Here is a 26,119-nt window from a genome sequence, read left to right as displayed (position 1 = left end):
GCTTGACAAGCCTACTACATTCAGGCTAAGATGCTCTGAAAACGTTTCCATGGCTCATTCGAGAGGACACCCCCATGGCATATACGATTAAAGATGTGGCAAAACGGGCGGGTGTTGGCATCGCGACAGTTTCGCGGGTGCTCAACGAATCGCCGAACGTCCTGCCGGAAACTCGGGCCAGAGTTCTGGCGGTCATTGATGAGCTTGGCTATCGGCCAAATCATGCTGCGCGGCAATTAGTAACTGCCAAAACCAATGCAATTGCAATTATTCTGCCCTTCCTCACGCGGCCATTTTTTATTGAAGTTCTGCGCGGCATCGAATCGGTTGTAGCCAATTCCGACTATCAGCTGATTATTTTTAATGTTGATTCGCCTGAGCAACGCACGCGCTACTTTAATACGCTGCCATTTTTGGGCCGCACCGACGGCTTGTTGATTGTTTCGCTGCCCTTAGCACCACCAGAAATCAAACGTTTGCAAGCAGCCAACTTGCCCGCCGTGATGATCGATACCCAAGCCAGCAATTTGCCTTCGGTGGTCGTCGATAACGTGGGCGGCGCATTCAAGGCGGTCGAACATCTGATTAGCCAAGGCCATCAACGAATTGGCTTTATCTCTGGGCAGTTGGAGCCAGATTTGGGCTTTACCGTCAACCGCGATCGGCAGCGCGGCTACGAGGCTGCCTTAACCGCCCATCATCTGCCAGTGCAGGCCGAGTATCTGCGCGCTGGCTTTGACCGTCGCGATTGGGGCCATCAGGCAGCGCTTGAACTGCTCGATTTGGCCGAGCCGCCAAGCGCGATCTTTGCAGCCAACGACGATCTGGCGTTTGGTGTCATTGATGCTTTGCGCGAACGCGGCTTGAAGGCAGGCGAGGATTTGGCCGTGGTTGGCTATGACGATCTTGAAATGGCGCAGCTGATTGGGTTAACCACGATTCATCAACCAATGGAGCAGATGGGACGCAAAGGAGCAGAGGTGCTGCTCGCAGCGCTCAACGAAGGCACGCGCCGCCCAACCCTACATACCTTGGCGGTCAGCTTAATCGAACGGGCCAGCAGTGCCAAGCCAAGCAAGGCATAGGAGATCGCATGACACAGGCGTTATGTCTTGGTGAATTATTGGTTGATTTTGTGCCAACCGAAGCAGGTTTGGGCGTGGCAAATACGCCATTGTGGCAACGAGCAGCTGGTGGCGCGCCAGCCAATGTCGCGGTAGGCTTGGCTCGTTTGGGCGTTAGCAGTGCTTTTTTGGGCATGGTCGGGGCCGATGCTTTTGGCGATTTTCTGGCTGAAACCTTGGCAACCCACCAGGTTGACATCCAAGGCCTGCGCCGCACTGAACAAGCCCGCACCGCCTTGGCATTTGTGGCCTTGCAAGCAGATGGCGAGCGCGATTTTATGTTTTATCGCCATCCAAGTGCCGATATGTTTTTTGCGCCAAGCGACCTCGACCCACGCCAATTTGCCAAGGCCAAACTGCTGCACTTTGGCTCGATCAGTGCCAGCAACGAGTTGGGCTATCAAACCACCTTGCAGGCAATTGAGTTGGCGCAAGCCAATAACATGCTGCTTTCGTTTGATCCCAATTTGCGGGCAGCGCTGTGGCCATCGTTGGAAGCAGCGCGCAGCATGATGCTGAAACTGCTGCCCTATGCCCAAATTATCAAACTTAGCCGCGAAGAAGCCGAGTTCCTGACGGCGCTGGCTGATCCCTTGGCGGCAGCGCAAAGCTTGTGGCATGCTCGCAGCCAAGTGATTGTTGTAACCGATGGCAGCGCAGGCTGTTGGTATCAGACGGCAGCTGGATCAGGGCGAATTGCCGCGCCCACAGTGCAGGCGATTGATGCAACTGGTGCTGGCGATAGCTTTGTGGCCTGCTTGTTAGCCCAATTGATTCAGCAACCAACTTTGGCCCACAATCAAGCACATTTTGAACATGCGTTACACCGTGCATCGATTGCAGGAGCCTTAGCCACCTTAGTGCGCGGGGCGATTCCTGGACTGCCAACAGCAGCGCAAATCGAGCAATTTCGCCAACAATAGCGCCTTGGCTTTGCTAAGCCAAATCGTAGTGCCAGCACCCAAAAAGCGGTTGCTGGCTGCTAATTAACCCCAATTAAGCCAAAATACGCTCGTGATAGACAAGACCAAACGCTGATGGTATGGTACAATTCGGCGCGAGATATATGTTGTGAAATAAGTGTATGACACCACGAATTATTGCAGTAGCAAATCAAAAAGGCGGCGTTGGCAAAACCACCTCGACCGTGAATATCGCTGCGGAGCTTGTAGCCCGCGGCCAACGGGTATTGGTGATCGATCTTGATCCGCAGGGCAATGCCACGACCAGTTTGGGAATTAATAAAAAAGCGCTTAAAGCCACGATTTATGATGTGCTTTTGGGCAATGCGCCGACCGAAATTGTCGTAACCGCAACTGGGCGTGAGCAATTGCAGCTGTTGCCAGCAACGGTTGAATTGGCTGGCGCTGAAGTTGAATTAGTCGATGAGCATCGGCGTGAGCATCGTTTGCGTGATGCCTTAGCTCCGATTGGATCATCCTTCGACACCATTATGATTGATTGCCCGCCATCGTTGGGCTTGCTCACCTTGAACGCCTTGTGTGCAGCGCATGGGGTCATTATCCCATTGCAATGCGAATATTTGGCCTTGGAAGGCTTGGCGCAGCTCAAAAACACCATCGATCTGGTGCGCACATCGCTCAACCCCGATTTGAATATTTTAGGGGTGGTGATGACGATGTACGATGGGCGGACGAACTTGGCGCAACAGGTAGTGGCCGAAGTGCGCCAATATTTCCCGCAACGAATTTTCAATACCTTAGTTCCGCGCTCGATTCGCTTGAGTGAAGCCCCCAGCCATGGCCAAACGATTCGCGAGTATGACCCAGCCAGCAAAGGTGCGCTGGCCTATAGCATGTTGGTCGACGAACTAAGTCGCAGGCTGGAGGCAGCATGAACCCCAAAAAACGCGGTTTGGGTCAAGGCTTAGGTGCGTTAATTCGCCCTGATCCAAGCACACAGGCTCCAATTGTGGGCGCATTGCAGACCGTGCCGATTGAATCAATCGAAGCCAATCCGCATCAACCCCGCCAAATTTTCACTCCCGAAGCGCTTGAGGAATTGAGCGCTTCGATTGCGATCCATGGCATTTTGCAGCCTTTGGTGGTAACGCGCACTGCCACTGGCTATGAGTTGATCGCTGGCGAACGCCGCTGGCGGGCAGCGCAACAAGCTGGGCTAAGCGAAGTTCCGGTTATTATCAAAGAGGTTACGCCCCAAGAGCGGCTTGAATTGGCCTTGGTCGAAAATATCCAACGCGCCGATTTGAACCCCTTGGAAGAAGCCCAAGCCTATCAGTTGTTGCACGATGAGTTTGGCCTAACCCAGCAAGCAATTGCCGAGCGGGTGGGCAAAAGCCGCCCGGCAATTACCAATGCCTTGCGTTTGCTCAAAATGCCTGCGGCCTTGCAACAAGCAGTGATGGAGCAGCAACTAACGGCGGGGCATCTCAAGCAACTCATCACGATTGACGATGAGCGAACCCAAATTTTGGCCATGGAGCAAATTTTGGAGTTTCGGCTTTCGGTGCGCGAGGCCGAAAAAATGGCCCAATTGATTAAGCACGAAGATCAAACGCCAGCCCAAGCACGGATTGCAATTCAGCAACGTGGAGCTGCTCCCCGAGCATCGCGGCGCAATGGTGTGCCAACGCCAACGCCAGCCACGCGCAATGTTGCGCCAACAGAGCCAGTTGTGCCAAGCGTTGACGATACTGATGCGGTTGATCAACTGACCCGTCAGCTTGGAACCAAAGTTGAGGTTAAACGCCAAGGCAACGGCGGCTATGTGCGCATCGATTTCTACTCCGACGAGCAGCTCATTGCCTTGATTGAGTCATTGCTCAATGGAGAAAGCTTGTGAGGAGCAACCTATGGCCAGCGATTCATTGCATATTGCCCTCGTGTGGCCATACGATGCTGCCTATGCTGGCGGCGTTACCGAGCATGTCAATCAACTAACCCACTATTTTCGGGCGTGGGGCCATCGGGTAAGCCTGATCGCCCCCTATTCCAAGGGCAAGCCAGCTGATCCCGATTTTATTCCGCTGGGCCATGTCACGCCAGTGGCGGTTAATGGCTCGGTAGCACGGGTTAGCCTCTCGCTGACGCTTGGCCCCAAAATTCGCCAGATTCTGCAAAAGCAACATTTTGATTTGGCGCATATTCACGAACCATTTTCGCCAACCCTCCCAACCACCTTCCTGAGCCGTTCGAGCGTACCAAACGTGGGCACGTTTCACGCTGCGGGCACGCGCTCGCTTGGCTACACCACCATTCAAGCTCTGCTGCGACGCTTGGAACCAAAATTGCATGGACGAATTGCAGTTTCGGCAGCGGCCCAAGAATTTGCCCATCGCTATTTTCCAGCAGAGTATACAATTATTCCCAATGGGGTTGATGTTGCCACCTATGGCACGCAGCAACCAAGCTATGGCCTGAGCAGCACCAGCCCAACAATTTTGTTTGTTGGGCGCTTCAATGAAGAGCGCAAAGGCTTTCGCTATTTGCTCGAAGCCATGAGCTATGTGCAACGAACCCGGCCTGATGCGCGTTTAGTTGTTGCTGGCAGCGGCGATCCTACGCCGTTTTTGGCGGCAATTCGCCAATGGCAAATACGCAATGTTGAATGGCTGGGCTATGTGAGCAAGACTCAACTTGCTGCTCTTTACCAACAAACCACCCTCTTTTGTGCACCTTCGACTGGTGGTGAAAGCTTTGGCATTGTCTTGCTTGAAGCCATGGCCGCTGGGGCAGCAGTGGTAGCTGCTGATAACCCAGGCTATCGTGATGTTTTAGACCATCGCGTGCAAGGGTTGCTGGTGCCAGCGCGCAATGCCCAAGCATTGGCGGTTGCGATCTTGCAACTGATCGAGGATCAATCCTTACGCGCTGCAATGGCAGAAGCGGGTACAATCAAAGCGCAACTGTATGCTTGGGAGCGAGTTGCACAACGTGTGATTGCCTTCTACCGTGGCATTCTCTCTGGTTAGGATGTTCAAGGAGGCTCTATGTACAGCTCCGGCATTAAACGCTGGGCCCGTCGCTTGATGGAAGACTTTGTAGCTCCAATTCTCGGTCGCTTGGGCATTACGCCAAATATGGTGACTCTCATCGGCGTTTTGCTGACCGCAGGAGTGGCGGCTGTGTTGGCCAATGGCAATTTGCAGGTCGGTGGCGTATTGCTGATTTTGGCCAGTATTTTTGATCTCTTTGATGGTGCTCTGGCGCGAGCCACCAATCAGAGTAGCCGCTTTGGCGCATTCTTCGATTCAATTATGGATCGCTACAGCGAGGCGGTTGTTTTCTTCGGCTTATTGATGTTTATTCACACCAAAATGACGGGCAACACAACCTTGGCCCTCACCTTGGTCTATGCCTCAATTATTGGCTCGATCATGGTCAGCTATGCTCGGGCGCGCGCCGAAGGCTTGGATATTCCATGCGAAACTGGTTGGCTTGGGCGGCCAGAACGCATCACAATTCTCAGCACATGTTTGATTTTTGGCTGGCTAATGGCAGCATTGTGGATTTTGGCAATCTTCACCAATTTCACGGCCATTCAACGAATTTATCATGTGTGGCGGACTGAACAAGCAGCCAACCCGCAACCCAAGCCAGTCAAAACCAGCCGCTGGAATATCAGCCGCAAACAGCCCTAAATTGCAAAACGTAAAAGCCGTGATCAGCAAAACTGATCACGGCTTTTTTTGGCGACTCCGGCGCGACTCGAACGCGCGACCTTTTGCTCCGGAGGCAAACGCTCTATCCACTGAGCTACGGAGCCAAATCTATCGCTGTGTAGAATACGGCCAAGCCAGCTAATTGTCAAGTTGCCAAGCTCGATTAATGATATTCTAGACCTAGAATAATCGCAATAAGCTGATTGATTAAAAGGTAAAGCTCAATGACAAACACCTCAACCCGCGAACAACAGATTAAAAAAGCCCAACGCCTTGCCAATCTTCAACGCTTTGCCAGCAAAATCCAAGGCTTTTTCTACCGTTTCAAGCGCTCGGTTGGCCGCCAAGAATTACTGATCGAGACGGAATTTGGCAAGGTTCGGGTTTTAGGCTATGGCTTGCAAAATTCTCAGCGCACGCCAATTCTGTTTGATTTGCATGGCGGCGGCTTTATTTTAGGCAACGCCGATATGGACGAAGCCATGAATTTACAATTTCAACAGCAGGTTGGGTGCAAAGTTATCAGCATCGATTATGCTAAAGCGCCCAAATTTCCGTATCCGACAGCGGTTAATCAAGTGTATGCTGTAGTCAAGCATTTTTATGATAATGCTGGGCGGTATGCAATTGATCGCACTAAAATGGCAATTGGTGGCCATAGCGCTGGCGGCAATTTAAGTGCCGTAACCTGCCTCAAAGCCAAGCAAGCAGGCCAATTTCAATTTGTCTGCCAAGTGCTCGATTACCCGCCGCTGGATCTTGCGACCAGTCCATTTGCCAAGCCTAATCCCAAAGGCGCAATTCCACCGCAGATGGCAGCGATGTTTGATACCAGTTATCGCGAGGAAAGCCAAGCCAAAGACCCCTATGTTTCGCCAGTCTATGCAGAGCTTGCTGATTTGGTGGGGTTGCCACCAGCTTTATTTATTTTGGCAGGGCGCGATTCGCTGCACGCTGAGGGGTTGCGCTACGAGGCGCTGCTCAAACAAGCTGGGGTGATAACTGAATGTTACAGCTACCCTGAGGCTGCTCATGGGTTTACCTACAAAGCTTCAGCAGATACCAGCGCTGCAATGGCCAACATGGTGGCTTTTTTGCAAAAATATTTGCAATCGTAATGTTCCTTATCAATTGCTTATAGTGTGTTATTGACGGCAGGAGCAGGGGTTTTCAGCCCTTATGGGGTAGGTTTTTAATTCAATACTGTGGGTTAACGTTCCCTCACCCCAACCCCTCTCCCGTGGCGCGGGCGAGGGGCTTTAAGCCGTGGTTCTCCCCAATTCCTTCGTACAAAAGAGTCGGCTCCCCCTCGCCCGCGTTTTCGTGGGCGAGGGGGCTGGGGGGTGAGGGAACGTTCCACAGCCGATCAATCGCTCAAAACCTACCCTTGAAAGGCTGGGAGGTGAGGGGAAGTGGGCAAACGTTTGATTTGCGATTGCAGCGTAACGTAGCCTTAGAAGGTTTCGCCGCTGGCTAGATCTTGATCAACAAAACTGCGGGCACTCACCACAACATTGCGGCCAATCGTATGGCCCGAGCTAATTCGGGCAGCCTTGCCAATCACGGTTAAGCCGGTATTCAGCAATTGCGGTTGGGCAACATTGGGCGTGCCAATTGGGCCTTCGCCCACTTTGCAATCGCGGCCAATCACCACCTGTTTATCAACCACACAGTTATCGAGCACAACGCCTGGCTCAATCACACTATCGGGCATAATCACCGAATCGCGGATAATTGCGCCTGCGCCAACCACAACCCCTGTGCCAATCACCGAGCCTGAAACATGGCCATCGACCCGACAACCATCGCACAGCAAGCTGCGTTCGATGCGAGCCGAAGCGCCAAGTTGGGCGGCTGGGCGTTCAAACGAGCGCGTCCGCACCACCCACTCAGGATCATACAAATCGAGCGCTGGAGTTTCGGCCAGCAAGGCAATATTCGATTCGTAATAGGCTTGCACGGTGCCAACATCAGCCCAATAGCCATTGAAGGTATAGGCGCTAACATTGGCTTCGCTGACAATCCGTGGCAACATTTCGCTGCCAAAATCAACCGATTGATCGCGATAGAGCAGATCAACCAGATATTCTTTGCGGAAGGCATACACGCCCATCGAGGCCAAGGCGCTGCTTGTACGGCGCGGCTTTTCCTCGAAGTTGGTCACGCGGCCTTCGCCATCGACTGTGACCATGCCATAGCGATAGGCTTCGTGCGGCGGCACGCTATGCACTGCCAAGGTAACATCAGCACCGCGCTGCATATGCAAATCGAGCAAAGGCCGATAATCCATCTTGTAGACATGATCGCCAGCCAACACCATCACATAATCAACAGGCCGTTCTTCGATCACATCGAGGTGATAGCGAATTGCATCGGCAGTGCCGCGTTGCCAACCGCCGCCATCAGGCGTTGGAAACGGGTGCAACACCCGCACGCCGCCTTGCAAGCGGTCGAGATCCCACGGCTTGCCCACGCCAATATGCTCGTGCAACGAACGGGGCTGATGCTGCGAAAGCACGCCAACATCGTAAATACCCGAATTAACACAATTCGAAAGCGTAAAATCGATAATCCGATATTTGCCAGCAAACGGCGTTGCTGCTGCTGCTCGGCCAGCGGTGAGCACACTTAACGAAGGGCTTGCACCACCAGCCATAATCAAAGCTAAAACACGCATACTACACTCCCCAGCACTAGATCGATTCGCCGCTGGCGACATCGCCGTTGAAGCGGTCTTCATCGCAATCGGATGGAATCACAACATTGCGGCCAATGCTAATGCCTGCGGGAATATGCGCACCTTTGCCAACAATGCTAATGCCCGTGGTCAGTTTATCGGGCTGCAAACGATTGGGAACGTTCTCAGTGCCAACCCCAAGTTGCACATTCGCCCCAATCACCACATCTTTATCAACAATCACCCGATCAAGCACCGCGCCGGGGCCAATCCAAGTATCGGTCATAACGATCGAATCGCGCACTACTGCGCCAGGCGAAACATAGACCCCAGGCGAAAGCACCGAATGCTCAACCGTGCCGCGTACCACGCAGCCATTGCAAATCATTGAGCCTTCGACTTTGCTTTGGGGGCCAAATTTGGCTGGCGGGCGTTCCTCGGAGCGGGTGTGAATCCGCCACTCTGCATCAAACAAATCGAGTGTACAATCGGGATCAAGCAATTCCATACTGGTTTCCCAATACGATTGCACCGTGCCCACATCAACCCAATAGCCTGAGAATGGGTGTGCATACACATTGTCATTGGCGATCATGGTGGGGATGACGTGCTTACCAAAATCAAGATTTGGATATTGGCTGCTAGTTTCGCGCAGGCGGTCAACCAAGCGCTTGGCATCGAAAACATAAATACCCATCGAGGCCAACGTGCCCTTATCGCGGGCCTTGGGTTTTTCGGTAAACTCGACCACCTGATCGCTATCGTTGACCGTCATAATCCCAAAACGATCGGTTTCTTCGAGTGAAACGTGCATCACCGCCACGGTCAGATCGGCATTTTTAGCCAAGTGGGTGGCGATCAACTCACGATAATCCATCTTATAAATATGGTCGCCGGAGAGAATCAGCACCAGATCGGCACGTTGTTCACGGATGTAATTGATATTTTGCAGAATGGCATCGGCGGTGCCGCTATACCAACTCTGATCATTGCGACCTTGGTAGGGTTGTAGCAAGCGTACCCCACCGCGATTGCGGTCGAGATCCCATGGCTTGCCAATGCCAATGTGGTCGTTGAGCGAATGAGGCCGATATTGAGTGAGCACCGCAACATCGAAAATATTGGAGTTAACACAGTTGGAAAGCGTAAAGTCGATAATGCGATACTTGCCAGCAAATGGAACCGAGGGCTTGGCGCGTTTTTCGGATAGCACGCTTAAGCGTGTCCCCTCACCGCCAGCCATAATCATCGCGACTACGCGCATAGAACCTCCTTTGGTACCGGGGATTCGCGCACCATTATACTCAATTTCGTCCGTGCTCACGCCAAATGCTACTAAGCTATTTCAGCCAAATTATCTAGCCCCAAAACTGGCAGAGTTTGCTATGCTTAGAAGTATTGATTGGTGTGTTACGAGGAAACCCTTATGAGCAATCACGATCAATTAGCATTATTACGCCAAAAACATATCGAACTGATGCGATTGACCCTCGATACGCTGGGCCATGTGCTCAGCAACGTCAGCCAAGATCAAGCCACCAGCTTGCGCGATGGCTCCAATGGCTGGACGGTAGTTGAAGTGCTGTGCCATCTCCGCGATTACGACCAGATTTTTCTCGAACGAGCGATTATGATGCGCGATCAGGATTTTCCGTTGCTGCCAGGCTACGATCACGAAGCAATGGCGATCGAGCGCAACTACAACAGCAACGATCTCCGTACCGTCTACGCAGCCTTGCAGGAATCACGCCCTCGCTTTATCGCCTTTTTTCAAGCGCTCAGCCCTGAACAATGGGCAAAAGCTGGCACGCACCCAGAACGCGGCTACTTTTCGCTCACCGATGCAGCCATGCAAGTCGGCATTCACGATGTAATTCACCTTGAGCAAATCAGCCGCATTTTGTTGCAAGCAAAGGGGCAATAGCCATGACTGATACAACCTTAATTGATTCGATGTTGCGCTGGCATTTGCCACTGATGAGCCGCACGCTCGAAACCTTGGGCCATATTTTAGCCCGCGTCAGCCAGCAACAAGCCACGACGCACCGCGATGGCCCCGATGGCTGGACGGTGCTCGAAGTTGTCTGCCACTTGCGCGATTACGACCAGATTTTTCAAGAGCGCGCGACGAGCATCATTGAGCAAGATAATCCGTTGTTTCAAAGCTACAGTCCCGATCAATTGGCCCGCGAGCGCAACTATAACGCCAGCGATTTACACGCCGTCTATGCTGAATTATGCGTTTCGCGCACCCGCTACGTGGAGTTTTTCCAAAGCCTTAGCCCTGATCAATGGCAACGCCAAGGAACCCACGCCAAGTTGGGAGCATTCTTGTTGGCCGATGCGTTGATGCAGGTAACTGGCCACGATCTGATTCACTTGGAGCAAATTACGCGCATTCTGTTGCAAGCTGAATAGCACACGAGGGGTTAGGGGCCAGCAGTTAGGGGTCAGGTGACGGCAACCGCGAAGAACGCGAAGAGCACGAAGATGATAAGGCTATTGGCTTTGGGCTAAAGGATGAGGGATGAAGTTGCGAGAACCGCGAAGAACGCGAAAGATCTGTTTAGGATCCCCTCACCCCAACCCCTCTCCCGTGCGCGGGCGAGGGGCTTTTACCCCGTGGTTCTTACGCAATTCTTAGTAAAAAAAGCGTGCTCCCCCTCGCCCGCGTTTTCGTGGGAGAGGGGGTTGGGGGGTGAGGGAATATCGTTAGGCAGTTTCAAGTGGTGCTGGCGCACCAAATTGCACCACCAACTCACCATTGCGAAATACCGCGCGCAAGGCTGGTCGATCAGCCAACATCGTCGGCAAAATCATTTCGCGGCGGAAATTGCCAATTTCGATAAACAGCTGATCGCCACGCTTGGTCATATTAACTTTGTTGACTTCGACGTGCGGCAAGGGCAAGCGTAACTCGTATTGATCGCCTTGCTTGGTAATATCCATGGTTTTGCCCACATAAAACACATCAAGCGGATTGCGATCGCCAAACAGCGCCGCGCCAACATCGGCCAAATCATCAAGCCCTTTGATTTCGCGCGAGTACATTGGCGCTTCCCAAATTGGTAGCGGCGTGAAAATATCGTGAACTTGAGCACGATAGCTGGCCTGCACTTCTTGCATTTGCTCAATAAAGCTATGGCCACGCACATCGCTTGGCATCACCCGATTAAGCACTACGCCATCGACTGGATAGCCATACAACGCCAAGTAGGTTGCTGCCCGCTGGGCCTCTTTGATGACCATACGCTCTGGGTTGACCACCAAACGATAGGAGCTAATCTTGGGGTCGGCCAAGGTTGCGCGGAGTGCTTCGACCTGCTCAACAAAGCGTGGCAAGGTGTCGAACATATCCGAGGCTGGAACCAAAGCTCGAATCAAGGGTTTGGCCACTTTCATGGTGCTGGTTTCCCATTGCATCACCCGCGAAGCATACCACGTGAAGGTTTCGGGCATGGTCAGCAAGCGCACGGTTTCGCCAGTTGGCGCAGCATCAACAATCACCGCATCGTAGTTGCCTTCTTTGGCTTGCTTGCGAATATGCAACAAGCTAACAACTTCTTCCATGCCTGGAATGACAGCCAGTTCTTCGGCGGCAACTTCGTTGACACCCTTACGCTTGAGCAAATTGGAAACAAAGCCTTGCAACTCGCCCCAGTGTTGGCGCACTTCTTCGAGCACATTAATTTCTTGCGCCCAGAGATTATCGCTCAGCTTGGTTGGGCTAGCCCCAACTTGGCAATCAAGTGCATCGGCCAAGGAGTGAGCCACATCGGTGCTGACGACCAACGTTCGATAGCCCATGCGCGCTGCCCGCACGGCGGTTGCCGCTGCGGTTGTGGTTTTACCAACGCCACCCTTGCCAAGATATAAAATCAAACGCATTGTATGTTCCTTTCGCTGCATTGCGAGAATACATGAATCGCTCGCTGCACTGCTACATTGGACGTTATGGTCAACTGGGTAGTTGCAGCCTAGTGGTATTATCGCATATCGTTGCTACGCAAATCGGCCTGGCGAGGTTTTTTTGATTAAACCCACAGCACTGCCGCGCCAATTGCTGCATAACGCAAAGCCTTGCCAAGCGTAATCCAGGCCATACTTGGCAGCCATGGCAGCTCCAAGGCTCCAGCCACGGCCACCAACACATCACCAATCACTGGCAACCAAGCCAAAATTAAGGCTGGCGTGCCCCAACGCCCAAGCCAACGCTCAGCTCGTTGCATGCGTTCAGCCATTTTGTGATTACGCTGATCAATGACGTGACGCGCGCGCTGGCCTAGCCAAAACGTCGTGGCTGAGCCAAGCACATTGCCCAGCGTTGCAATAAACAACGGCAACCACAACGATTCAACATGCACGACCATTGCGACCAACGCTGCCTCCGAACCAAGAGGCAAGACCGTTGCCGCCAAAAAACTAACCCCAAATAAACTCAAATAGAGCCAAATCATTCATGTCGTCCTTGTTGCCAACGCTGCCAGAGCAAGCCAATTTCCGCATTTCGGCCCAATGCCAAAATCAGAATAAAGCCGATCAAGCCAAGCAGCGAGGCACTCGATAAACTCAGGAATAAGCTGCTGGTGCTGATTGGTTGCCACGCTTGCATCACCAGCCATGCTGCCATGCCCGCCACGCCGCTAGCAAAGCCTACCTGACAAGTAAAACGCCAATTCAGCTGCATTGGTTGCTGCACAGTTTTTTGGGCCAACCATGCCAAGGCCAAGGTTTCGGCCCATAACGAAACCGTGGTGGCCCAACCAAGCCCAGCCAAGCCCCAACGCCGCCACCACAAGGCCAAGCCAATTTGCAGCAACGCCCCCAGTACCCGCATCACGCTCGGCCAGCGCGTATCGCCCATAGCATAACTGAAGCGAATTAACAAGGTGCTGAGCGCCAAAGCTGGCAAGCCGGGCAACGCCGCCCAAAGTGCTGTGCTCGTCATCTGCACCGATTGTTGGTCGAATGCGCCGCGTTGCAGCAACAAAGACACAATCTGCTGGCACAAAACCATGCCCAACACCATCAGCGGCAAGGTCAGCAGCAACGACCAACGCCAACAGCGGGCCAGCCATTGCTGTAAAGCCTGATAATTGCGCTGCAACACCAAGCCCGTTAACAGGGGAAATAACACCCGACCAAGCACCTGTGGCAACAAAATAATCGGCACTTCGACAATCCGCCGCGCATAGGTTTGGGCCGCGACCGCGCCAGCGCCAACCGTCGAAGCAATTGCGTTCTCAATCACGCTGATCAAATGCACCGAAACTAGCGAGGTTAATAATAATGGATAGGCATGGCGCAAAACCGTGGTTAATTGCGCTCCCCGCCAGCGCCAGCTTGGCAACCACGGCACATCTGCTTGCAACAAGGGAATTAATCGCAATACCGCGCCCACCACCAAGCCCCACGCCAAGCCATAGACGCTGCCGGTTGCAATCAAAGCAATCACTGGCACCAATTTCAACATCAAATCGGCCAAAGCTGGGCGCGTAAATTGCTCACAGGCCTGATACCAAGCGCCCAGCACCGCCGAAAAACACATCACTGGAAAGGCCAACAAGCCAATCCGAATAATGTTGGCGGTCATCAGCAAGGTTGGTTGATCGAAGCCAGGCCCAAATAAACGCGCTAATTGCGCCGCGTACAGCCAGCCCAAGCAGGTTAATGGCACTGCCGCCAAACCAACCAAGCCCAAACTGGCGCGCAACGTGCGTGGGCTAGCCGCACGATCATGCAAAATCATCGGCACTAAGCTTGGGCCAGCAATATCGCCCAACAAAAAGCCCATTAGCAAAACAACCGCCGCACCCGCCAAATAGGCATCAGCGGTGGTGCTCGTGCCAAAAAAGTGAGCCAAAGCGAGCTTTTCAGCAAAACCCAGCAGCTTATAAGCAGCAGTAGCGGCGATCAGAATCAGTGAGGTTCGAACGATGGTTGCAGGCTTCATAGATACTCATTTAATCAAATTGCTCGTATAATTGACATTATGCAACACCAAACCGAACAATTAAGCGATGGGCAGCGCCTAAACGCAGCTCAAATTTGGGCATTTTTAGCCAAAGCCTCGGTCGGGCGCTTGGCAACACACGATCATGCCCGCAATCAAAGCAACCTCGTGCCGCTGTTTTTTGTTTGCGAAGCGCCGCATATTTATTTTGCAACTCAGCCAGGCCATAAGCTTAATTTGTTGCGTCGCTATCCCCAAGGCGTTGGTTTGCAAGCAGATGCCTTTGAGCCAACGGGCGTAACCAGCGTTTTTGTCTGGGGGCGTTACCGCGATGTGCCACTTGGCACAGAGTATGCCCATGCCACCCGCTTGCTAGCCTTCAAATATGGTACTGGCTTTTGGCAACAAATTCTCGATCAAGCAAGCAAAGCCTTGAAAGCTGGGCCACGCGCCGTCATCAATACCATTAGCCAAGCCACCACTGGCTGCATTCAGATCGAACGCATCGGCGGACGACACTGGGAGCATAGCCTATGATGCGTATTTTAGCGCCAGCAGAAGCCTTGGCCTTGCTCGATGAACTACAAGTGCTGCGCATTGCTGGCTTTGATCAAGCGCGCGCGGCTAGTTATGCAGTGCCCTTGGCCTTTGTGCGCCGCGATCAAACCTTGTTGATTGCACTCCGGGCAGCAGGCCGCTTGGCGCAACTGTTGCAGCAGCAACCCACTGGTTGGTGCATCGAAGCAGATCAGATTAACCCCGATTGGACGTTTCGCTCAGTCGTGGCCGAAGCTAGCGCCCAGCCCTTGGCCGATAGCAGTATTGCCCTCGTGGCCTTGGCCGAACGCTATGGCCGCAATTGGCCACAATGGCGACCAAACGCCCCAATTCAAGCCTTTTCATTAGAGCTAGCGGCGATCCAAGGCCGCCATAAACGCTAAGGAGCGCCGATGATCACTGTGACCCGCGAACGCCAGCTACGCCGCCCAATCAGCGAATTATGGCAACTGTTGGCCAATCCGCATAATTTGCCGCGCATTTTGCCGCAAATCGCCCGAGTTGAAGTCAGCGAACCAACCAGCGACTCGCAGCCATTAACCGCCTATTTCGATTTTGGTGCGCATCTTGGCACGCAGGCAGCCCAAGGCACATTTAGCACCATCGAGCAACAATCGATTCGCTTTGAAGCTGAGCAACCCTTGCCAATTGTCGCCCACTGGCAACTCTACCCCAACGCCAATAGCACCAAAGTCCATGCCAGCCTGAGCTTCGATCTCAAGCCAATTTTAGGCCCAGCCGCCAAAGTTGTGCCGATCAGCATGGTCAAAAACGAAATTACCCGCGAGCTAGAGCAAGCCTTGCGCCGCATCGAACGCTTGGCATTGAGCTAAAGGAAATCTATGCAAGCAACGCCGCTGGCTCCAAGTAAACGCTGGTTTGATTTGATTGTGGCTGGATTTGCGCTCGTACTGCTTAGCCCATTGTTGCTGCTGATCGCTGGAGCAATTAAATTAACCTCGCGTGGCCCGATTTTCTACAATCGCCCACGGGTTGGCTTGGCTGGCCGAGAATTTCCCTTCTATAAATTTCGCACCATGGTCGTTAATGCAGAACGCCAAGGCTTAGGCATCGAAATCGCTCACAACGATCAGCGCATTACCCGCGTTGGCCAATGGCTGCGCCGTTGGAGCTTCGACGAATTGCCGCAATTATTAAATGTGGTGCGTGGCGAGATGAGCTTAATCGGCCCCCGCCCGAGCTTGCCCGAACAAGTAGCGCGCTATACGCCCGCACAGCGCCAACGCCTCGCGGTTCGACCAGGTATCACCGGTTGGGCGCAAGTCAATGGCCGCAACGACATCGCTTGGGAAGCCAGAATTGAGCTTGATTGTTGGTATATTGCCCATTGGAGTTGGCGGCTCGATCTGCTGATTCTCTGGCGGACAATCGGCGCAATCGTGCGGCCTATGGGCATTTATGGGCGCGATGGTGTGGCCAAAGATTTGCGGAGTAAATAATGCGCCCAGTGATTATTGTGGGCACTGGTGGCCATGCCCGCGAAGTTGGCGAAATTGTGCAAGCTCAGCATGCAGCGGGCCAAGGCGGCGCTTTGTATGGCATGCTGACCGATGATCAAAGCCAACATGGCACAACCAGCCTAGGGATTCCGATTTTAGGCCCAATTGCGTGGCTAGCAACCCGTTTGGCCCAATTTAGCGTGATTATTGCCATTGGCGATAATGCCACTCGCCAACGAATTGCCCAACAATTTGGCTCAGAACTGCACGCCGCCAAGGCGATTTCGCCACATGCTATCATCTCGCCGCATGCCACAATTGGCGCAGGCGCAATGCTTTTCCCCAATGCGGTTGTTGGCCCTTTAGCCAGTATTGGCCCACATAGCATTGTGAATGTTGGATCCAGCGTCAGCCACGATAGCACTGTTGGCGCGTATTCCAACCTCAACCCAGGCTCGCACGTGGCGGGCAATTGCCAGCTTGGCGAAGGCGTTGCGCTTGGCATGGGCGCGAATGTCATCCAAGGCCGCTCGCTTGGCGCATGGACGGTGGTTGGCGCTGGAGCCGTGGTTATTCGCGATTTGCCAAGCCATGCCAAGGCCGTTGGAGTGCCAACCAGATTGTTACTGTGATCCACGAAGGGCACGAAGCACGGAAACCGCGAAGAGCGCGACGAGCACGAAGAATGATTTTTTGGCCACAGATTGGCACAGATTGCTCAGATTATTGTTCCCATATCCATCAGCCCATAGCCTAGAGCCATATTCCTCTGCGCCTCTGCGTTAAAGTTGATCCACGAAGAGCACGAAGAGCACGAAGAGCACGAAGCACGGAAACCGCGAAGATCGCGAAGAGCACGAAGAATGTTTTAGTCATAGATTCCCACAGATTTTTAGGATTAGGCTTTTGATTTTTGATTTTTGACTTCTGCCCTTCATCCCTCATCCTTCATCCTTCATCCTTTCGGTTAGCCAAGAGCCAAAGATAGGAGCATTGGTGCTTGCTAAATTTCCCTAATAGTACGATTATGTGTAGAATAGAACATGGCCCCCAGCCTATGGGTTGACCAGAGAAGCGAAGGCTGCGATCAATCATTGACGATTTTGCCTGTGGGGGTTGCGATGGCAACTCAGAAAAAATTGCTCGCTTCACGGGCTCAAATAGCCTTAGTTAAAATGAGCGAACAATCTGTGCAACAACGAATTACCGGCACTCTCGCCGACGAAATTGGGGAGCGCCCAGCAACCTCAACTGCCGAGGCGCGCGCCGCTGCGGTGATTGCGGCCCAAATGCGCCAAGTTGGCCTCGAAGTTGGGGTACAAACCTTCTCGGCGGCAGCTGCTCCTAGCGCAGGCTTAGGCTTGCTTGCTGGCATCGGTTTGGTGGCGCTTGGCTTGGGCTGGTGGTTGCCCTATCCTTCAATCGCCTTAATCGTGCTGCTGCTGTTGCTTGCAGTGCGCGAATTGCATGGCCCGCCAATTCTGGCCAGTTTATTGCGCCAACGCCCCAGCCAAAATGTGATTGGCACTCGTGCTGCCACCCGCACACCACGCGCGCGCATCGTGCTGTTATGTCATCTTGATTCGCCGCGCATGCTTTCGCCGCGCCGCGCCAGTTGGCTGCGCGTTTGGCTGCTAAGCATCCCCTTGGGCTTTAGTTTGGGCTTAGCCACGCTTGGAATTGCTATTTTTCTGCCTGCTTGGCATAGCGTGGTATTCATTCCTGGTTTGTTGCTCTTGGCGTGTTTATTGGTTGTGCTGCGGCGCGAATCACGAGCAGCATGGACGGTTGGCGCGGTTGATGCAGCTGCCGTGGGAACCGCAATTGCTCTCGCCGCCGATTGGCCGCAACGCGATGATGTTGAGTTGTGGGTCGTGGCCCTCGGTGCAGGAGCCGCCGCAGGCTCAGGCATTCAAGCGCTGCTCAACAGCTATCCCTTCCCCAAAGATGAAACGTGGTTTATCAACCTGCCATGGCTTGGGCGTGGCAATTTGACGGTTGTGGCTGGCGAAGGGTTGTGGCGCGAACGCAAGCCCGATCAGCAACTAGCCAAGATGTTCCACGAACTGCAATCTGCCAGCGCGCCACTGATTCGCTCGGCCTATCGTGGCGAACGGCTTGATAGCGCTCGCCTTTTGGCCTTGGGCTACCATGCAATTAGCGTGGTTGGGCTTAAATCTGATGGCACGGCAGCGGGCTTCCGCCAGCCAGATGACGAAACCCGCTTGCTTTCTGTGCCCCAAATGGAATTGGCCTTGCGCGTGTTGCGGCGCGTGCTCGATCGCTTTGCCCGCAACCAAAGCAACGAGCCGCAACTGCCCTAGAAATGTTTACAATTAGGCGAAGCGCTGTTTCAAACGTGGCGCAAAGCGAAACAGCGTCAGATCCAACACCAACATAAACAAGAGCGATGCGCCAACCAACGGAAAGGCCAAACTCGCCAAGGCAACCAGCAACAGCACAGGCTTCCAATGTGGGAAGTTGGCTGGTAAATTTGGCGCACCCAAGCGCCCAGCAGGTCGGCGCTTCCACCACAACACCACACCTGAAACCGAAAGCAACAACACCGTCAACGCCCCAAATAAGGCCAAAAGTTGGTTGGGCAAGCCAAAATATTTGCCTTCGTGCAGCGAAATCCCCATACTGACTGCTTTGGGAACCAAGGCATAATCGCGCCAACGAATATCAGCCAAAATCGCCCCGCTATATTGATCGACGTGAATGGTGGCTTCATCAGCAGGATCGTTGGCGACCGCCGCGATCGTGTACACGCCTTTTGCGCTGCTTGGCGGCGTAACCGTAAAGCTGGCAATCACGCCGCGCGCTTTGGCTACATCAATCACTGAATCAAGCGTAACCGGCGTGGCAGCTTGCGGCCCTTCGGTGGCGCTGCTTGGCACTGACGCACCAGTTCCGTTGCCGCGATGCTCAGCATGATCAGTATTCGATTGCGGCAACGGCGCTTGCTCAACTGCCCAAGGCACAACTTTATCAGTCGTGGTATTGAGGCTGCCAGTTAAGGCCGTCGATTCGGGAATATTGCTCCACAGCTGGTTGGGATATTTGCTCGAAATATTGGCAAAGTTTTCGCCCCAATAGCCCGTCCAAGGCAAGCCCGTAATCAGCAAAAACAGCACAATCAACGAAGCATACATGCCTGGCACAGCGTGCAAATCGCGCCAGAAAATACGTTTATTTTTGCTGCGCAAACGAGGCAACCACGTGCCCCAGATGCCGCTTTTCGAGCGTGGCCACCACAGGTAAATGCCCGAAAGCGTCAGCAAAATCGCCCAGCAAGCAGCCAATTCAATAATTCGATCGCCAAGCGTGCCAATCAGCAACTCGCCGTGCAATTTCAAAGCAACCGCTTGCAAGTTCCAATCTTCGTCGCGCTCACCAAGCACTTGGTTAGTATAAGGATTGACAAAAACCGTCAGATTGCGCCCATCGCTGGTGCTCATGCTCATTTCAGTGCTGCGATCGTGGGCATCGCTTGGCCGAATTTTGCCAACACTCGCGTCAGGATAGGCAGCTTGGGCCGCAGCAACTTGGCTGGTGTAGCTCTGCGCCGAGCCGCTGGTATGCACCACGTTCATCAAATTGCCATACATTAAGCGATCAAGTTGTGGCTTGAAGAGATAAATGCTGCCAGTTACGGCCAGCACAATCATCAAGGGCACAACAAACAGGCCTGCGTAAAAGTGCCAGCGCCAAATTGCCCGATAAAAAACCGATTGCGCCCGCCGTTCGTCGCTGGTTGCTCCATCGTTGGTGGTTGTCGTCGTCATTTAAAAACCTCGGTATGCTGAAGGATTTAGCTGCTGCGCTCACACCTATTTGAGTGAGCGCAGCAAAAAGCTACTTAATCGATTTACTGCAAACTTAATAAATAGGCCACAACATCATCGACCTGTTGAGGTGTGAGCGCATCGCCATAGCCCGCAAACATCAAGCCTTGGGCAAAGCCATCGACGAAGAAGCTATTGGGATCGACAATTGAGCTGTGTAAATAGGCGTTGGCGGTTTGGCCTGCAACCCTGGTTGCTGCATGCACGCCAATTCCGGCCAGATTTGGCCCGACGGTTTGCGGTTTGGCGGCATCGACCACATGGCAACTCAGGCAGGGCGGCGCACCAGCAATTGCGGTTGTGCCATCGAAAATTGCCTTGCCAGCCACGGTATCGCCAGTGCTTGCAGCATTATTACCAGCTACAGGAACCGTCGTTGAAACCCCAGTAAAGCGCCCGACATTGCTATCGGTTGTTGCTGAGCCACAGGCGGCCAAGCCCACAAGCGCCAAACCAGCAACGGCAGAGCGCAAACGTAAAAAGATTGGCATTGCAGAAAACTCCCAAACTCAAATATCCTCAGCGTAAAGCCACGCTGAGATCACAAACCATTGATTGTGGATTGAGTTGGGTTTAGCGGGGAGGGGGTGTGCTTAATCGATGTTGAAACGAAACTAAGGGGTGTTGAATAAGCCAATTCAAACGGCGCAAGCTGCGCAAACCAAACATGAGGCTTGGCCAAAAACCAAGCAGTGCAAACATTGCCACCAAGCCACTGCCCATGCTACTCGCGGCTAAGCCACTCTGGGTTCCATTGGGCATCGAATCGGCTTGAGTCATCAGGGCACAGACAAACATGCTTGCTGGCTGCGTTTCTGCTTGCATCAGCATTGGTTGGTGTTGCAGCAAACAGTGAATCACACAGCCCAATGGACACACCAAAGCAAGCTGAACAACCATTGCCCAACCAAAAAGTGTGCGCCATGTAAGCATTTTGACTTGTTGCTTGAACATTCCAAGCATACCGTGTTGTTTCCGCCTGTTGTTGCCGCTGAACTGCGCGTTATCTTAACACAGTTTCAGTTTGCTGCGATCAGGCATTAACTCGATTATGCTCCCTCTCAGGTCGGATGTGGATTGAGCCACAAGTTGGTATGCTCGGCATCTTTCCTATTGCAGGAGTTTTAATCATGCACGATACAACTCTTGGGCAGATTCGCCCCTACACTGAAGCCGATTGGGCTGTGGTCAGTCAAATTCACGATGCAGCCCGCCCCGACGAACTGCGCGGCGCGTGCGATCCACGAGCATTTATCCCGCTTGCAGACGATCAAGCATCGCTCAGCGATTTTGAGCAATCGCAAAAATTCGTCGTCAGCATTGATGATCACGTGGTGGGCTTTGTTGGAATTAATGGCAAATACCTTGGCTGGCTGTATATCGCGCCAAGCCATTATGGCCGTGGCTTGGGCCGCCAATTGCTGAATTTTGCCCTCGAGCAGATTGGGGCTGGTGCTTGGACGATTGCCCTTGCCGAAAACCGCCGTGCCGTTGAACTCTATCAACGGGCTGGCTTCGCGATCAGCAAAACTTTTGAGAGCGATAATGCTGGCTATCCTTGCACCTGTGCCCGTTTAGAGCGCGCCTAGCTGCTTTCGATTTTCCAGCAAGCACGGTATCATGCTTGCTGGAAAACTCTCCCAGTTTGAGGTATCGCCAATGCGAATTTTATATTTAGGCACGCCCGAAATCGCGGTTGCGCCACTTGAGTTGTTGCACGCCAGCGGTCATGAGATTGTCGGCGTAGTGACCCAACCAGATCGGCCTGCTGGTCGCAAAAATGTGCTTACCGCGCCGCCGGTCAAACTTGCCGCCGAACGGCTTGGGATTCCGGTGTTTCAACCAGAAACCCTCAAAGATCCAGCTGTGGTCGAGCGTTTGCGGGCTTTTGCACCAGAAGTTGGGGTTGTGGCAGCCTATGGCGAGATTTTGCGTAAAAATGTGTTGCAAATTCCAGCCTTGGGCTATTTGAATATTCACCCATCGATTTTGCCGCTCTACCGTGGGCCAGCACCAATTACGGGGGCAATTTTGGCAGGTGATGATTTAGTCGGCGTGTCGATCATCAAGCTAACGGCCAAAATGGATGCTGGGCCAATTTTGGGTCAAGTGGTCATGCCCTTGGCCAAAGATGCGCGGGCTGGTGAATGGACGGCCCAACTGATGCGCCAAGGTGGCGAGTTGCTAGCTCAGCTCTTGCCAGCATATGCTGCGGGCCAAATTCAAGCCCAAATTCAGGATGATAGCCAAGCTACCTACACCCAAATGATCAGCAAAAACGATGGCTTGATTGATTGGAGCTTGCCTGCAATTGTGATCGAACGCATGACCCGCGCCTACGATCCATGGCCTGGGACTGCGGTAAAACTCAACGATCAGCCGTTTAAAATTCTACGCTCCAAAGCGCATAGCAGTTGGAGCGGCAATGCGCAGCCAGGCACGCTGATCGAACAGCAAGGCCAAATTTTGGTCGCCACTGGCAGCGGCGCACTCGAATTGCTCGAAGTTCAGCCAGCAGGCAAACGCCCAATGGCCGCCAGCGATTGGCGGCGCGGAGCCAAAGAGCTAGAACGCTTGTAAAGGCTGGGGGTCGGTTGTTGGGGTACAACGTGCCCTCACCCCCCAAGCCCCCTCTCCCACTGGACGCGGGCGAGGGGGAGAACCCTGTTTCACCGACAAATTGAGCAAGAACCACGCAGTTAAAGCCCCTCGCCCGCCGCGTGGGAGAGGGGTTGGGGTGAGGGGGTTCACAACCAATCTTCGCCAAGCTTACTCAGCCAAGGCCAAGCTGCCAGCAAAAATCAACTGCTTCAAGCGCTCGATATGCGGATACATCACGGTATCTTCGGCCAAAAATGGCACAACCTGCCGAATTGCCTGCTGCGCCAAAGCTGTGCCTTGGCCAAGTTGCAAATGCTGGTGTTTTTGCCAGCGTAAATCAATCGCTTGGGCGGCACACAAGGCTTCGCAGGCCAAAATTCCCACGACGTTATCGTGCATTTCGACCGCTTGACGAGCGGCGGTTGGCCCCATGCTAACGTGATCTTCTTGATTGCCCGAGGTGGGAATCGTATCGGCAGCAGCGGGATGCACCAGCACTTTATTTTCACTCGCCAACGCCACAGCCGTATATTGAATCAACATCATGCCAGAATGCAAACCGCCTTGTTCAGTTAAGAATGGCGGCAGCAAATTGCCATTCAAGCCAGCATCAACCAAGCGGGCAGTACGGCGCTCGCTAATGTTGCCAAGCTCGCTCAAAGCCACTTTGAGAAAATCCATCGCCAAGGCCAATGGCTCGCCATGGAAGTTACCGCCCGAAATCGCCTCGTATTCGCCAGCAAGTTGCGCAGGATCAACCGGCACAATCAAGGGATTATCGGTGGCGCTATTGAGTTCGATTTCGGTGGCCCAGCGCCCATAACAGGCAGCATCGCGAATTGCGCCATGCACTTGCGGCACGCAGCGCAACGAGTAGGCATCTTGCACTTTATGCGGCCCATAGATCGCCGGATCAGCTTCGCCGTTGGGGTAGACAAAGCTGCTACCCTGCAACAGTTCGCGAATACTGCGCGCGCTATCGATTTGGCGCGGATGCGGACGAATCGCATGCAGCCGTTGATCAAAGGCCGAAGGCAAGGCCGCCAAAGCTTCCATCGACAAGGCAGCCACAGTTTCAGCAGTGCGACACAGTTGCTCTGCATCGTAAATTGCCAAGGCTGCAAGCCCGCTCAACAAGGCGGTGCCATTGGTAAGCGCCAAACCTTCTTTGGCCTCTAAAACTAAGGGTTTTTGATTCAAACGGGCCAAGACTTCGGCTCCGCTGATGCGTTGACCATGGACTGGCGATTGCCCAGCCTCAACCGCCTCGCCTAAACCAAGCAAAATCAAGCTGGCATGGGCCAGTGGTGCAAGGTCGCCGCTCGCACCAAGCGAGCCTTGGCAAGGAATAATTGGCAACATATCGGCGTTGAGCAAATCGAGCAGGGCTTGGGCAACCAAGGGGCGAATGCCCGAAAAGCCCTTGGCCAAGGTATTGACCCGCACAATCAACATTGCCCGCACTTGGTCGCGGCGCAACGGCGTGCCTGTGCCAGTGGCATGGCTCATAATAATATTGCGTTGCAATTCGCGCACATGGTCGCTATCAATTGTGCGATTCTGAAAATGGCCAAAGCCCGTGGTAATGCCATAAACCACTCGACCTTCGGCCACAAAACACTCGACAGCGGCCCGCGAATAGTGCATTCGTTCAATTGCTTCGGGAGCTAATTCAACCTTAATTGCTGGATTTCGAGCGGCAGACACCAAACCATCGACAGTTAACTGCTCGCCATTGAGCACTAAACGTTCCACAATGCTACCTCGCTAGCTTAATTCGCTTTCGGCGTTAGTATACCAGTCGCCAGCAATGGTTCCTGCTTGCGAATCGAGCGTAGGTGCTATAACACGGCAAATTCAGCTTGGATTTGGGTTTATCCGCTATTCACACACAGGGCCATTGGTTGTTGATTTTGGTTCGATGGTTGCCAATAAATCCAACAACGCCTGTGGATCGCCAAGCTGATATTGACCCTGCAAATCGATTGGCCAATTGGGCGTTGATAGATTGTTAAACGCCGCCGTGGCTTGGACAGGATCAAGATTCAGCGCAATCAGCCGGGTATCTGCTGGCTGATCAAGGCTGTTCGTTTCGAAGATCAGTAATGTTGCTTCGCTGGCGCTGATTGGTTGGCTGGATTTTGGATTGCCCATTGTATCGACAAACTGCTTAATAAAATCTTGATCACGAATCGTCATACAACTTCTCGTGGTAGGGTTATACCATTCAATTTCGAGCGATTCGCGCAATTTGCTCACACGCAGAAATTCTTCCAAGCTTGCTGGTTCAACAACGTCGCCTGGCGCAACTTGAGTAGAATCGGGCGGATTCGTAGGAAGTTTCGTGGTGCTACAGCCCAAAAAGACGCTGCTGCACAATAATAGCAACAAGCTGCCTCGATATACTAAGCGAAACATAACGAATCCTTCTTAAAAAATTAAATGTTTGCAATAATATTATTCACTATATCAAACATACGAGTGCTGAAACATTATTTATAGCCAGCAGAAATAATCATCTAAATCAATTGTAGATTTAAATGCTACACATAGTTTTAAAAAATTAAATAATTGCTTGCATAAACAGCGTATGTTTTATTGCATTAAGAAAGAAGAGCTAGAATGGAGTGTATTGATGGAGGATAGGAATATTGATGATCTTTCTCGAAAAAGAGCATAGCAAACAACACTATACCTGTCAAGCACACGAGCTTACTCGAAAAGCTGTATGAATGCGGCATAATCTATATTCAATATCACATTAAATTCATAATCAGAGGAGATTAATAATGCGCTACAACCAACGTCGCTCTCTCTTCTCAGGAGCTATGAGCCGACGCAGATTTAGATTGTGAGCATGGTATGGAAGTGGGCACGATAGGGCGCGTAGCTGGCTAGCTCACGCACATAATCGCATACTTCGCTGCGCAAAATCGGGTCGTTGTAGGTCTGAATTAACAACTCCAAGGCATTAACCACATACGCCCGCGGTTGATAGTGATAACACGATGATTTGCCTTCACCGGCGACGGAAAGAATCCCTGCTTCACTGAGCTCTTTGAGCGCACGCTCAATGCTCCAAATATCGCGCCCTAGCTGGCGGGCGATGTGAGCAGCCGTGCCTTGATTGACTGTTCGTTGTGCAAATAGTATGACACAATGCAGCTTTTCGGGAGTATCGATCGCTTGCTCAAGCAACATATATACGCTTGAAGAGATCATGCTCGCCTCCTTGCAATCCTCTTTGACTGCGCGG

28 protein-coding genes and 1 tRNA gene are annotated in these 26,119 nt (G+C 52.9%); 17 read left to right on the top strand and 12 right to left on the bottom strand.

What is annotated here, in order from left to right; translation table 11 throughout:
• The first annotated feature begins 74 nt into the window (after positions 1–74).
• From C5S61_RS06700 to C5S61_RS06675, 6 genes are all read left to right on the top strand, one after another.
• A complete protein-coding gene (locus C5S61_RS06700; RefSeq protein WP_110514285.1) occupies positions 75–1,085 on the top strand; it encodes a LacI family DNA-binding transcriptional regulator in 1,011 nt (336 codons plus the stop codon).
• An 8-nt stretch (positions 1,086–1,093) separates the two neighbouring features.
• On the top strand, positions 1,094–2,047 hold the full coding sequence (locus tag C5S61_RS06695) for a PfkB family carbohydrate kinase (RefSeq protein ID WP_110514284.1): 954 nt from the start codon (positions 1,094–1,096) through the stop codon (positions 2,045–2,047).
• A 161-nt stretch (positions 2,048–2,208) separates the two neighbouring features.
• Positions 2,209–2,982 (top strand): ParA family protein, encoded by a 774-nt coding sequence (locus C5S61_RS06690; protein WP_110514283.1) that lies wholly within the window; start codon positions 2,209–2,211, stop codon positions 2,980–2,982.
• Positions 2,979–3,947, top strand: coding sequence for a ParB/RepB/Spo0J family partition protein (locus C5S61_RS06685; protein ID WP_110514282.1), 969 nt, complete (start codon positions 2,979–2,981; stop codon positions 3,945–3,947). The genes C5S61_RS06690 and C5S61_RS06685 overlap by 4 nt, the downstream gene beginning before the upstream one ends.
• Before the next feature lie 10 nt (positions 3,948–3,957).
• Complete coding sequence (locus C5S61_RS06680) at positions 3,958–5,076, top strand: glycosyltransferase family 4 protein (RefSeq protein WP_164689258.1); 1,119 nt, start codon at positions 3,958–3,960, stop codon at positions 5,074–5,076.
• 18 nt (positions 5,077–5,094) lie between these two features.
• A complete protein-coding gene (locus C5S61_RS06675) occupies positions 5,095–5,745 on the top strand; it encodes a CDP-alcohol phosphatidyltransferase family protein (protein WP_205701372.1) in 651 nt (216 codons plus the stop codon).
• 49 nt (positions 5,746–5,794) lie between these two features.
• Here C5S61_RS06675 and C5S61_RS06670 read toward each other — a convergent pair.
• Positions 5,795–5,870, bottom strand: a tRNA-Arg gene (locus tag C5S61_RS06670).
• A 120-nt stretch (positions 5,871–5,990) separates the two neighbouring features.
• On the opposite strand from C5S61_RS06670, the gene C5S61_RS06665 reads away from it, so the two are divergent.
• Positions 5,991–6,884 carry an alpha/beta hydrolase gene (locus C5S61_RS06665; protein WP_110514280.1) on the top strand — a complete coding sequence of 298 codons (894 nt, stop codon included), beginning with the start codon at positions 5,991–5,993 and terminating at the stop codon, positions 6,882–6,884.
• A 335-nt stretch (positions 6,885–7,219) separates the two neighbouring features.
• On the opposite strand, the gene C5S61_RS06660 is transcribed toward C5S61_RS06665, so the two are convergent.
• The gene (locus tag C5S61_RS06660) at positions 7,220–8,443 is read right to left on the bottom strand and encodes a glucose-1-phosphate adenylyltransferase family protein (RefSeq protein ID WP_110514279.1); all 1,224 of its coding nucleotides are present in this window, start codon (positions 8,441–8,443) and stop codon (positions 7,220–7,222) included.
• Between the two features lie 16 nt (positions 8,444–8,459).
• On the bottom strand, positions 8,460–9,707 hold the full coding sequence (locus C5S61_RS06655) for a glucose-1-phosphate adenylyltransferase (protein ID WP_110514278.1): 1,248 nt from the start codon (positions 9,705–9,707) through the stop codon (positions 8,460–8,462).
• 162 nt (positions 9,708–9,869) lie between these two features.
• Between C5S61_RS06655 and C5S61_RS06650 the strand changes: the two genes are divergently transcribed.
• Together C5S61_RS06650 and C5S61_RS06645 are read left to right on the top strand one after the other, a co-directional pair.
• A complete protein-coding gene (locus tag C5S61_RS06650) occupies positions 9,870–10,367 on the top strand; it encodes a DinB family protein (RefSeq protein ID WP_110514277.1) in 498 nt (165 codons plus the stop codon).
• Positions 10,368–10,369: 2 nt separating this feature from the next.
• Entirely contained in the window at positions 10,370–10,861 is a 492-nt protein-coding gene (locus tag C5S61_RS06645) for a DinB family protein (RefSeq protein ID WP_110514276.1), read from the top strand.
• A gap of 294 nt (positions 10,862–11,155) precedes the next feature.
• On the opposite strand, the gene C5S61_RS06640 is transcribed toward C5S61_RS06645, so the two are convergent.
• The 3 genes from C5S61_RS06640 to murJ form a co-directional block, all read right to left on the bottom strand.
• Positions 11,156–12,331 carry an ArsA family ATPase gene (locus C5S61_RS06640; RefSeq protein WP_110514275.1) on the bottom strand — a complete coding sequence of 392 codons (1,176 nt, stop codon included), beginning with the start codon at positions 12,329–12,331 and terminating at the stop codon, positions 11,156–11,158.
• A gap of 146 nt (positions 12,332–12,477) precedes the next feature.
• Entirely contained in the window at positions 12,478–12,900 is a 423-nt protein-coding gene (locus C5S61_RS06635) for a YqaA family protein (RefSeq protein ID WP_110514274.1), read from the bottom strand.
• Entirely contained in the window at positions 12,897–14,396 is a 1,500-nt protein-coding gene (murJ, locus tag C5S61_RS06630; protein WP_110514273.1) for a murein biosynthesis integral membrane protein MurJ, read from the bottom strand. Before murJ ends, C5S61_RS06635 begins: the two co-directional genes overlap by 4 nt.
• A 39-nt stretch (positions 14,397–14,435) precedes the next feature.
• On the opposite strand from murJ, the gene C5S61_RS06625 reads away from it, so the two are divergent.
• The 6 genes from C5S61_RS06625 to C5S61_RS06595 all read left to right on the top strand — a co-directional run bounded on the left by C5S61_RS06625 (position 14,436) and on the right by C5S61_RS06595 (position 18,738).
• A complete protein-coding gene (locus C5S61_RS06625) occupies positions 14,436–14,933 on the top strand; it encodes a pyridoxamine 5'-phosphate oxidase family protein (protein WP_110514272.1) in 498 nt (165 codons plus the stop codon).
• Positions 14,930–15,337: a pyridoxamine 5'-phosphate oxidase family protein gene (locus C5S61_RS06620; RefSeq protein ID WP_110514271.1), complete on the top strand. Its 408-nt coding sequence runs from the start codon at positions 14,930–14,932 to the stop codon at positions 15,335–15,337. The genes C5S61_RS06625 and C5S61_RS06620 overlap by 4 nt, the downstream gene beginning before the upstream one ends.
• Positions 15,338–15,346: 9 nt before the next feature.
• Complete coding sequence (locus C5S61_RS06615; RefSeq protein WP_110514270.1) at positions 15,347–15,787, top strand: SRPBCC family protein; 441 nt, start codon at positions 15,347–15,349, stop codon at positions 15,785–15,787.
• Between the two features lie 9 nt (positions 15,788–15,796).
• The gene (locus C5S61_RS06610; RefSeq protein WP_110514269.1) at positions 15,797–16,414 is read left to right on the top strand and encodes a sugar transferase; all 618 of its coding nucleotides are present in this window, start codon (positions 15,797–15,799) and stop codon (positions 16,412–16,414) included.
• A complete protein-coding gene (locus C5S61_RS06605; protein WP_110514268.1) occupies positions 16,414–17,046 on the top strand; it encodes an acetyltransferase in 633 nt (210 codons plus the stop codon). The genes C5S61_RS06610 and C5S61_RS06605 overlap by 1 nt, the downstream gene beginning before the upstream one ends.
• Before the next feature lie 558 nt (positions 17,047–17,604).
• Positions 17,605–18,738 carry a hypothetical protein gene (locus tag C5S61_RS06595; RefSeq protein ID WP_124033398.1) on the top strand — a complete coding sequence of 378 codons (1,134 nt, stop codon included), beginning with the start codon at positions 17,605–17,607 and terminating at the stop codon, positions 18,736–18,738.
• Positions 18,739–18,750: 12 nt separating this feature from the next.
• Here C5S61_RS06595 and C5S61_RS06590 read toward each other — a convergent pair whose 3' ends face one another.
• From C5S61_RS06590 to C5S61_RS06580, 3 genes are all read right to left on the bottom strand, one after another.
• The gene (locus tag C5S61_RS06590; protein WP_110514265.1) at positions 18,751–20,202 is read right to left on the bottom strand and encodes a PepSY-associated TM helix domain-containing protein; all 1,452 of its coding nucleotides are present in this window, start codon (positions 20,200–20,202) and stop codon (positions 18,751–18,753) included.
• 83 nt (positions 20,203–20,285) lie between these two features.
• Positions 20,286–20,753, bottom strand: coding sequence for a c-type cytochrome (locus tag C5S61_RS06585; RefSeq protein WP_110514264.1), 468 nt, complete (start codon positions 20,751–20,753; stop codon positions 20,286–20,288).
• A gap of 82 nt (positions 20,754–20,835) precedes the next feature.
• Positions 20,836–21,216, bottom strand: coding sequence for a hypothetical protein (locus tag C5S61_RS06580; RefSeq protein ID WP_124033397.1), 381 nt, complete (start codon positions 21,214–21,216; stop codon positions 20,836–20,838).
• Positions 21,217–21,392: 176 nt separating this feature from the next.
• Between C5S61_RS06580 and C5S61_RS06575 the strand changes: the two genes are divergently transcribed.
• Together C5S61_RS06575 and fmt are read left to right on the top strand one after the other, a co-directional pair.
• Positions 21,393–21,851 (top strand): GNAT family N-acetyltransferase, encoded by a 459-nt coding sequence (locus C5S61_RS06575; protein ID WP_164689257.1) that lies wholly within the window; start codon positions 21,393–21,395, stop codon positions 21,849–21,851.
• A gap of 70 nt (positions 21,852–21,921) precedes the next feature.
• Positions 21,922–22,842: a methionyl-tRNA formyltransferase gene (gene fmt / locus C5S61_RS06570; RefSeq protein WP_110514261.1), complete on the top strand. Its 921-nt coding sequence runs from the start codon at positions 21,922–21,924 to the stop codon at positions 22,840–22,842.
• Between the two features lie 189 nt (positions 22,843–23,031).
• Here fmt and hutH read toward each other — a convergent pair whose 3' ends face one another.
• The 3 genes from hutH to C5S61_RS06555 form a co-directional block, all read right to left on the bottom strand.
• Positions 23,032–24,618 carry a histidine ammonia-lyase gene (gene hutH, locus C5S61_RS06565; RefSeq protein WP_110514260.1) on the bottom strand — a complete coding sequence of 529 codons (1,587 nt, stop codon included), beginning with the start codon at positions 24,616–24,618 and terminating at the stop codon, positions 23,032–23,034.
• Positions 24,619–24,744: 126 nt separating this feature from the next.
• Positions 24,745–25,281, bottom strand: coding sequence for a hypothetical protein (locus C5S61_RS06560; protein WP_110514259.1), 537 nt, complete (start codon positions 25,279–25,281; stop codon positions 24,745–24,747).
• 426 nt (positions 25,282–25,707) lie between these two features.
• Positions 25,708–26,085: a hypothetical protein gene (locus tag C5S61_RS06555; protein ID WP_124033396.1), complete on the bottom strand. Its 378-nt coding sequence runs from the start codon at positions 26,083–26,085 to the stop codon at positions 25,708–25,710.
• Between the last annotated feature and the right edge of the window lie 34 nt (positions 26,086–26,119).

This window comes from Herpetosiphon llansteffanensis (assembly GCF_003205875.1).
Taxonomy (GTDB): domain Bacteria; phylum Chloroflexota; class Chloroflexia; order Chloroflexales; family Herpetosiphonaceae; genus Herpetosiphon; species Herpetosiphon llansteffanensis.
This window is presented reverse-complemented; position numbering and strand designations above follow the sequence as displayed.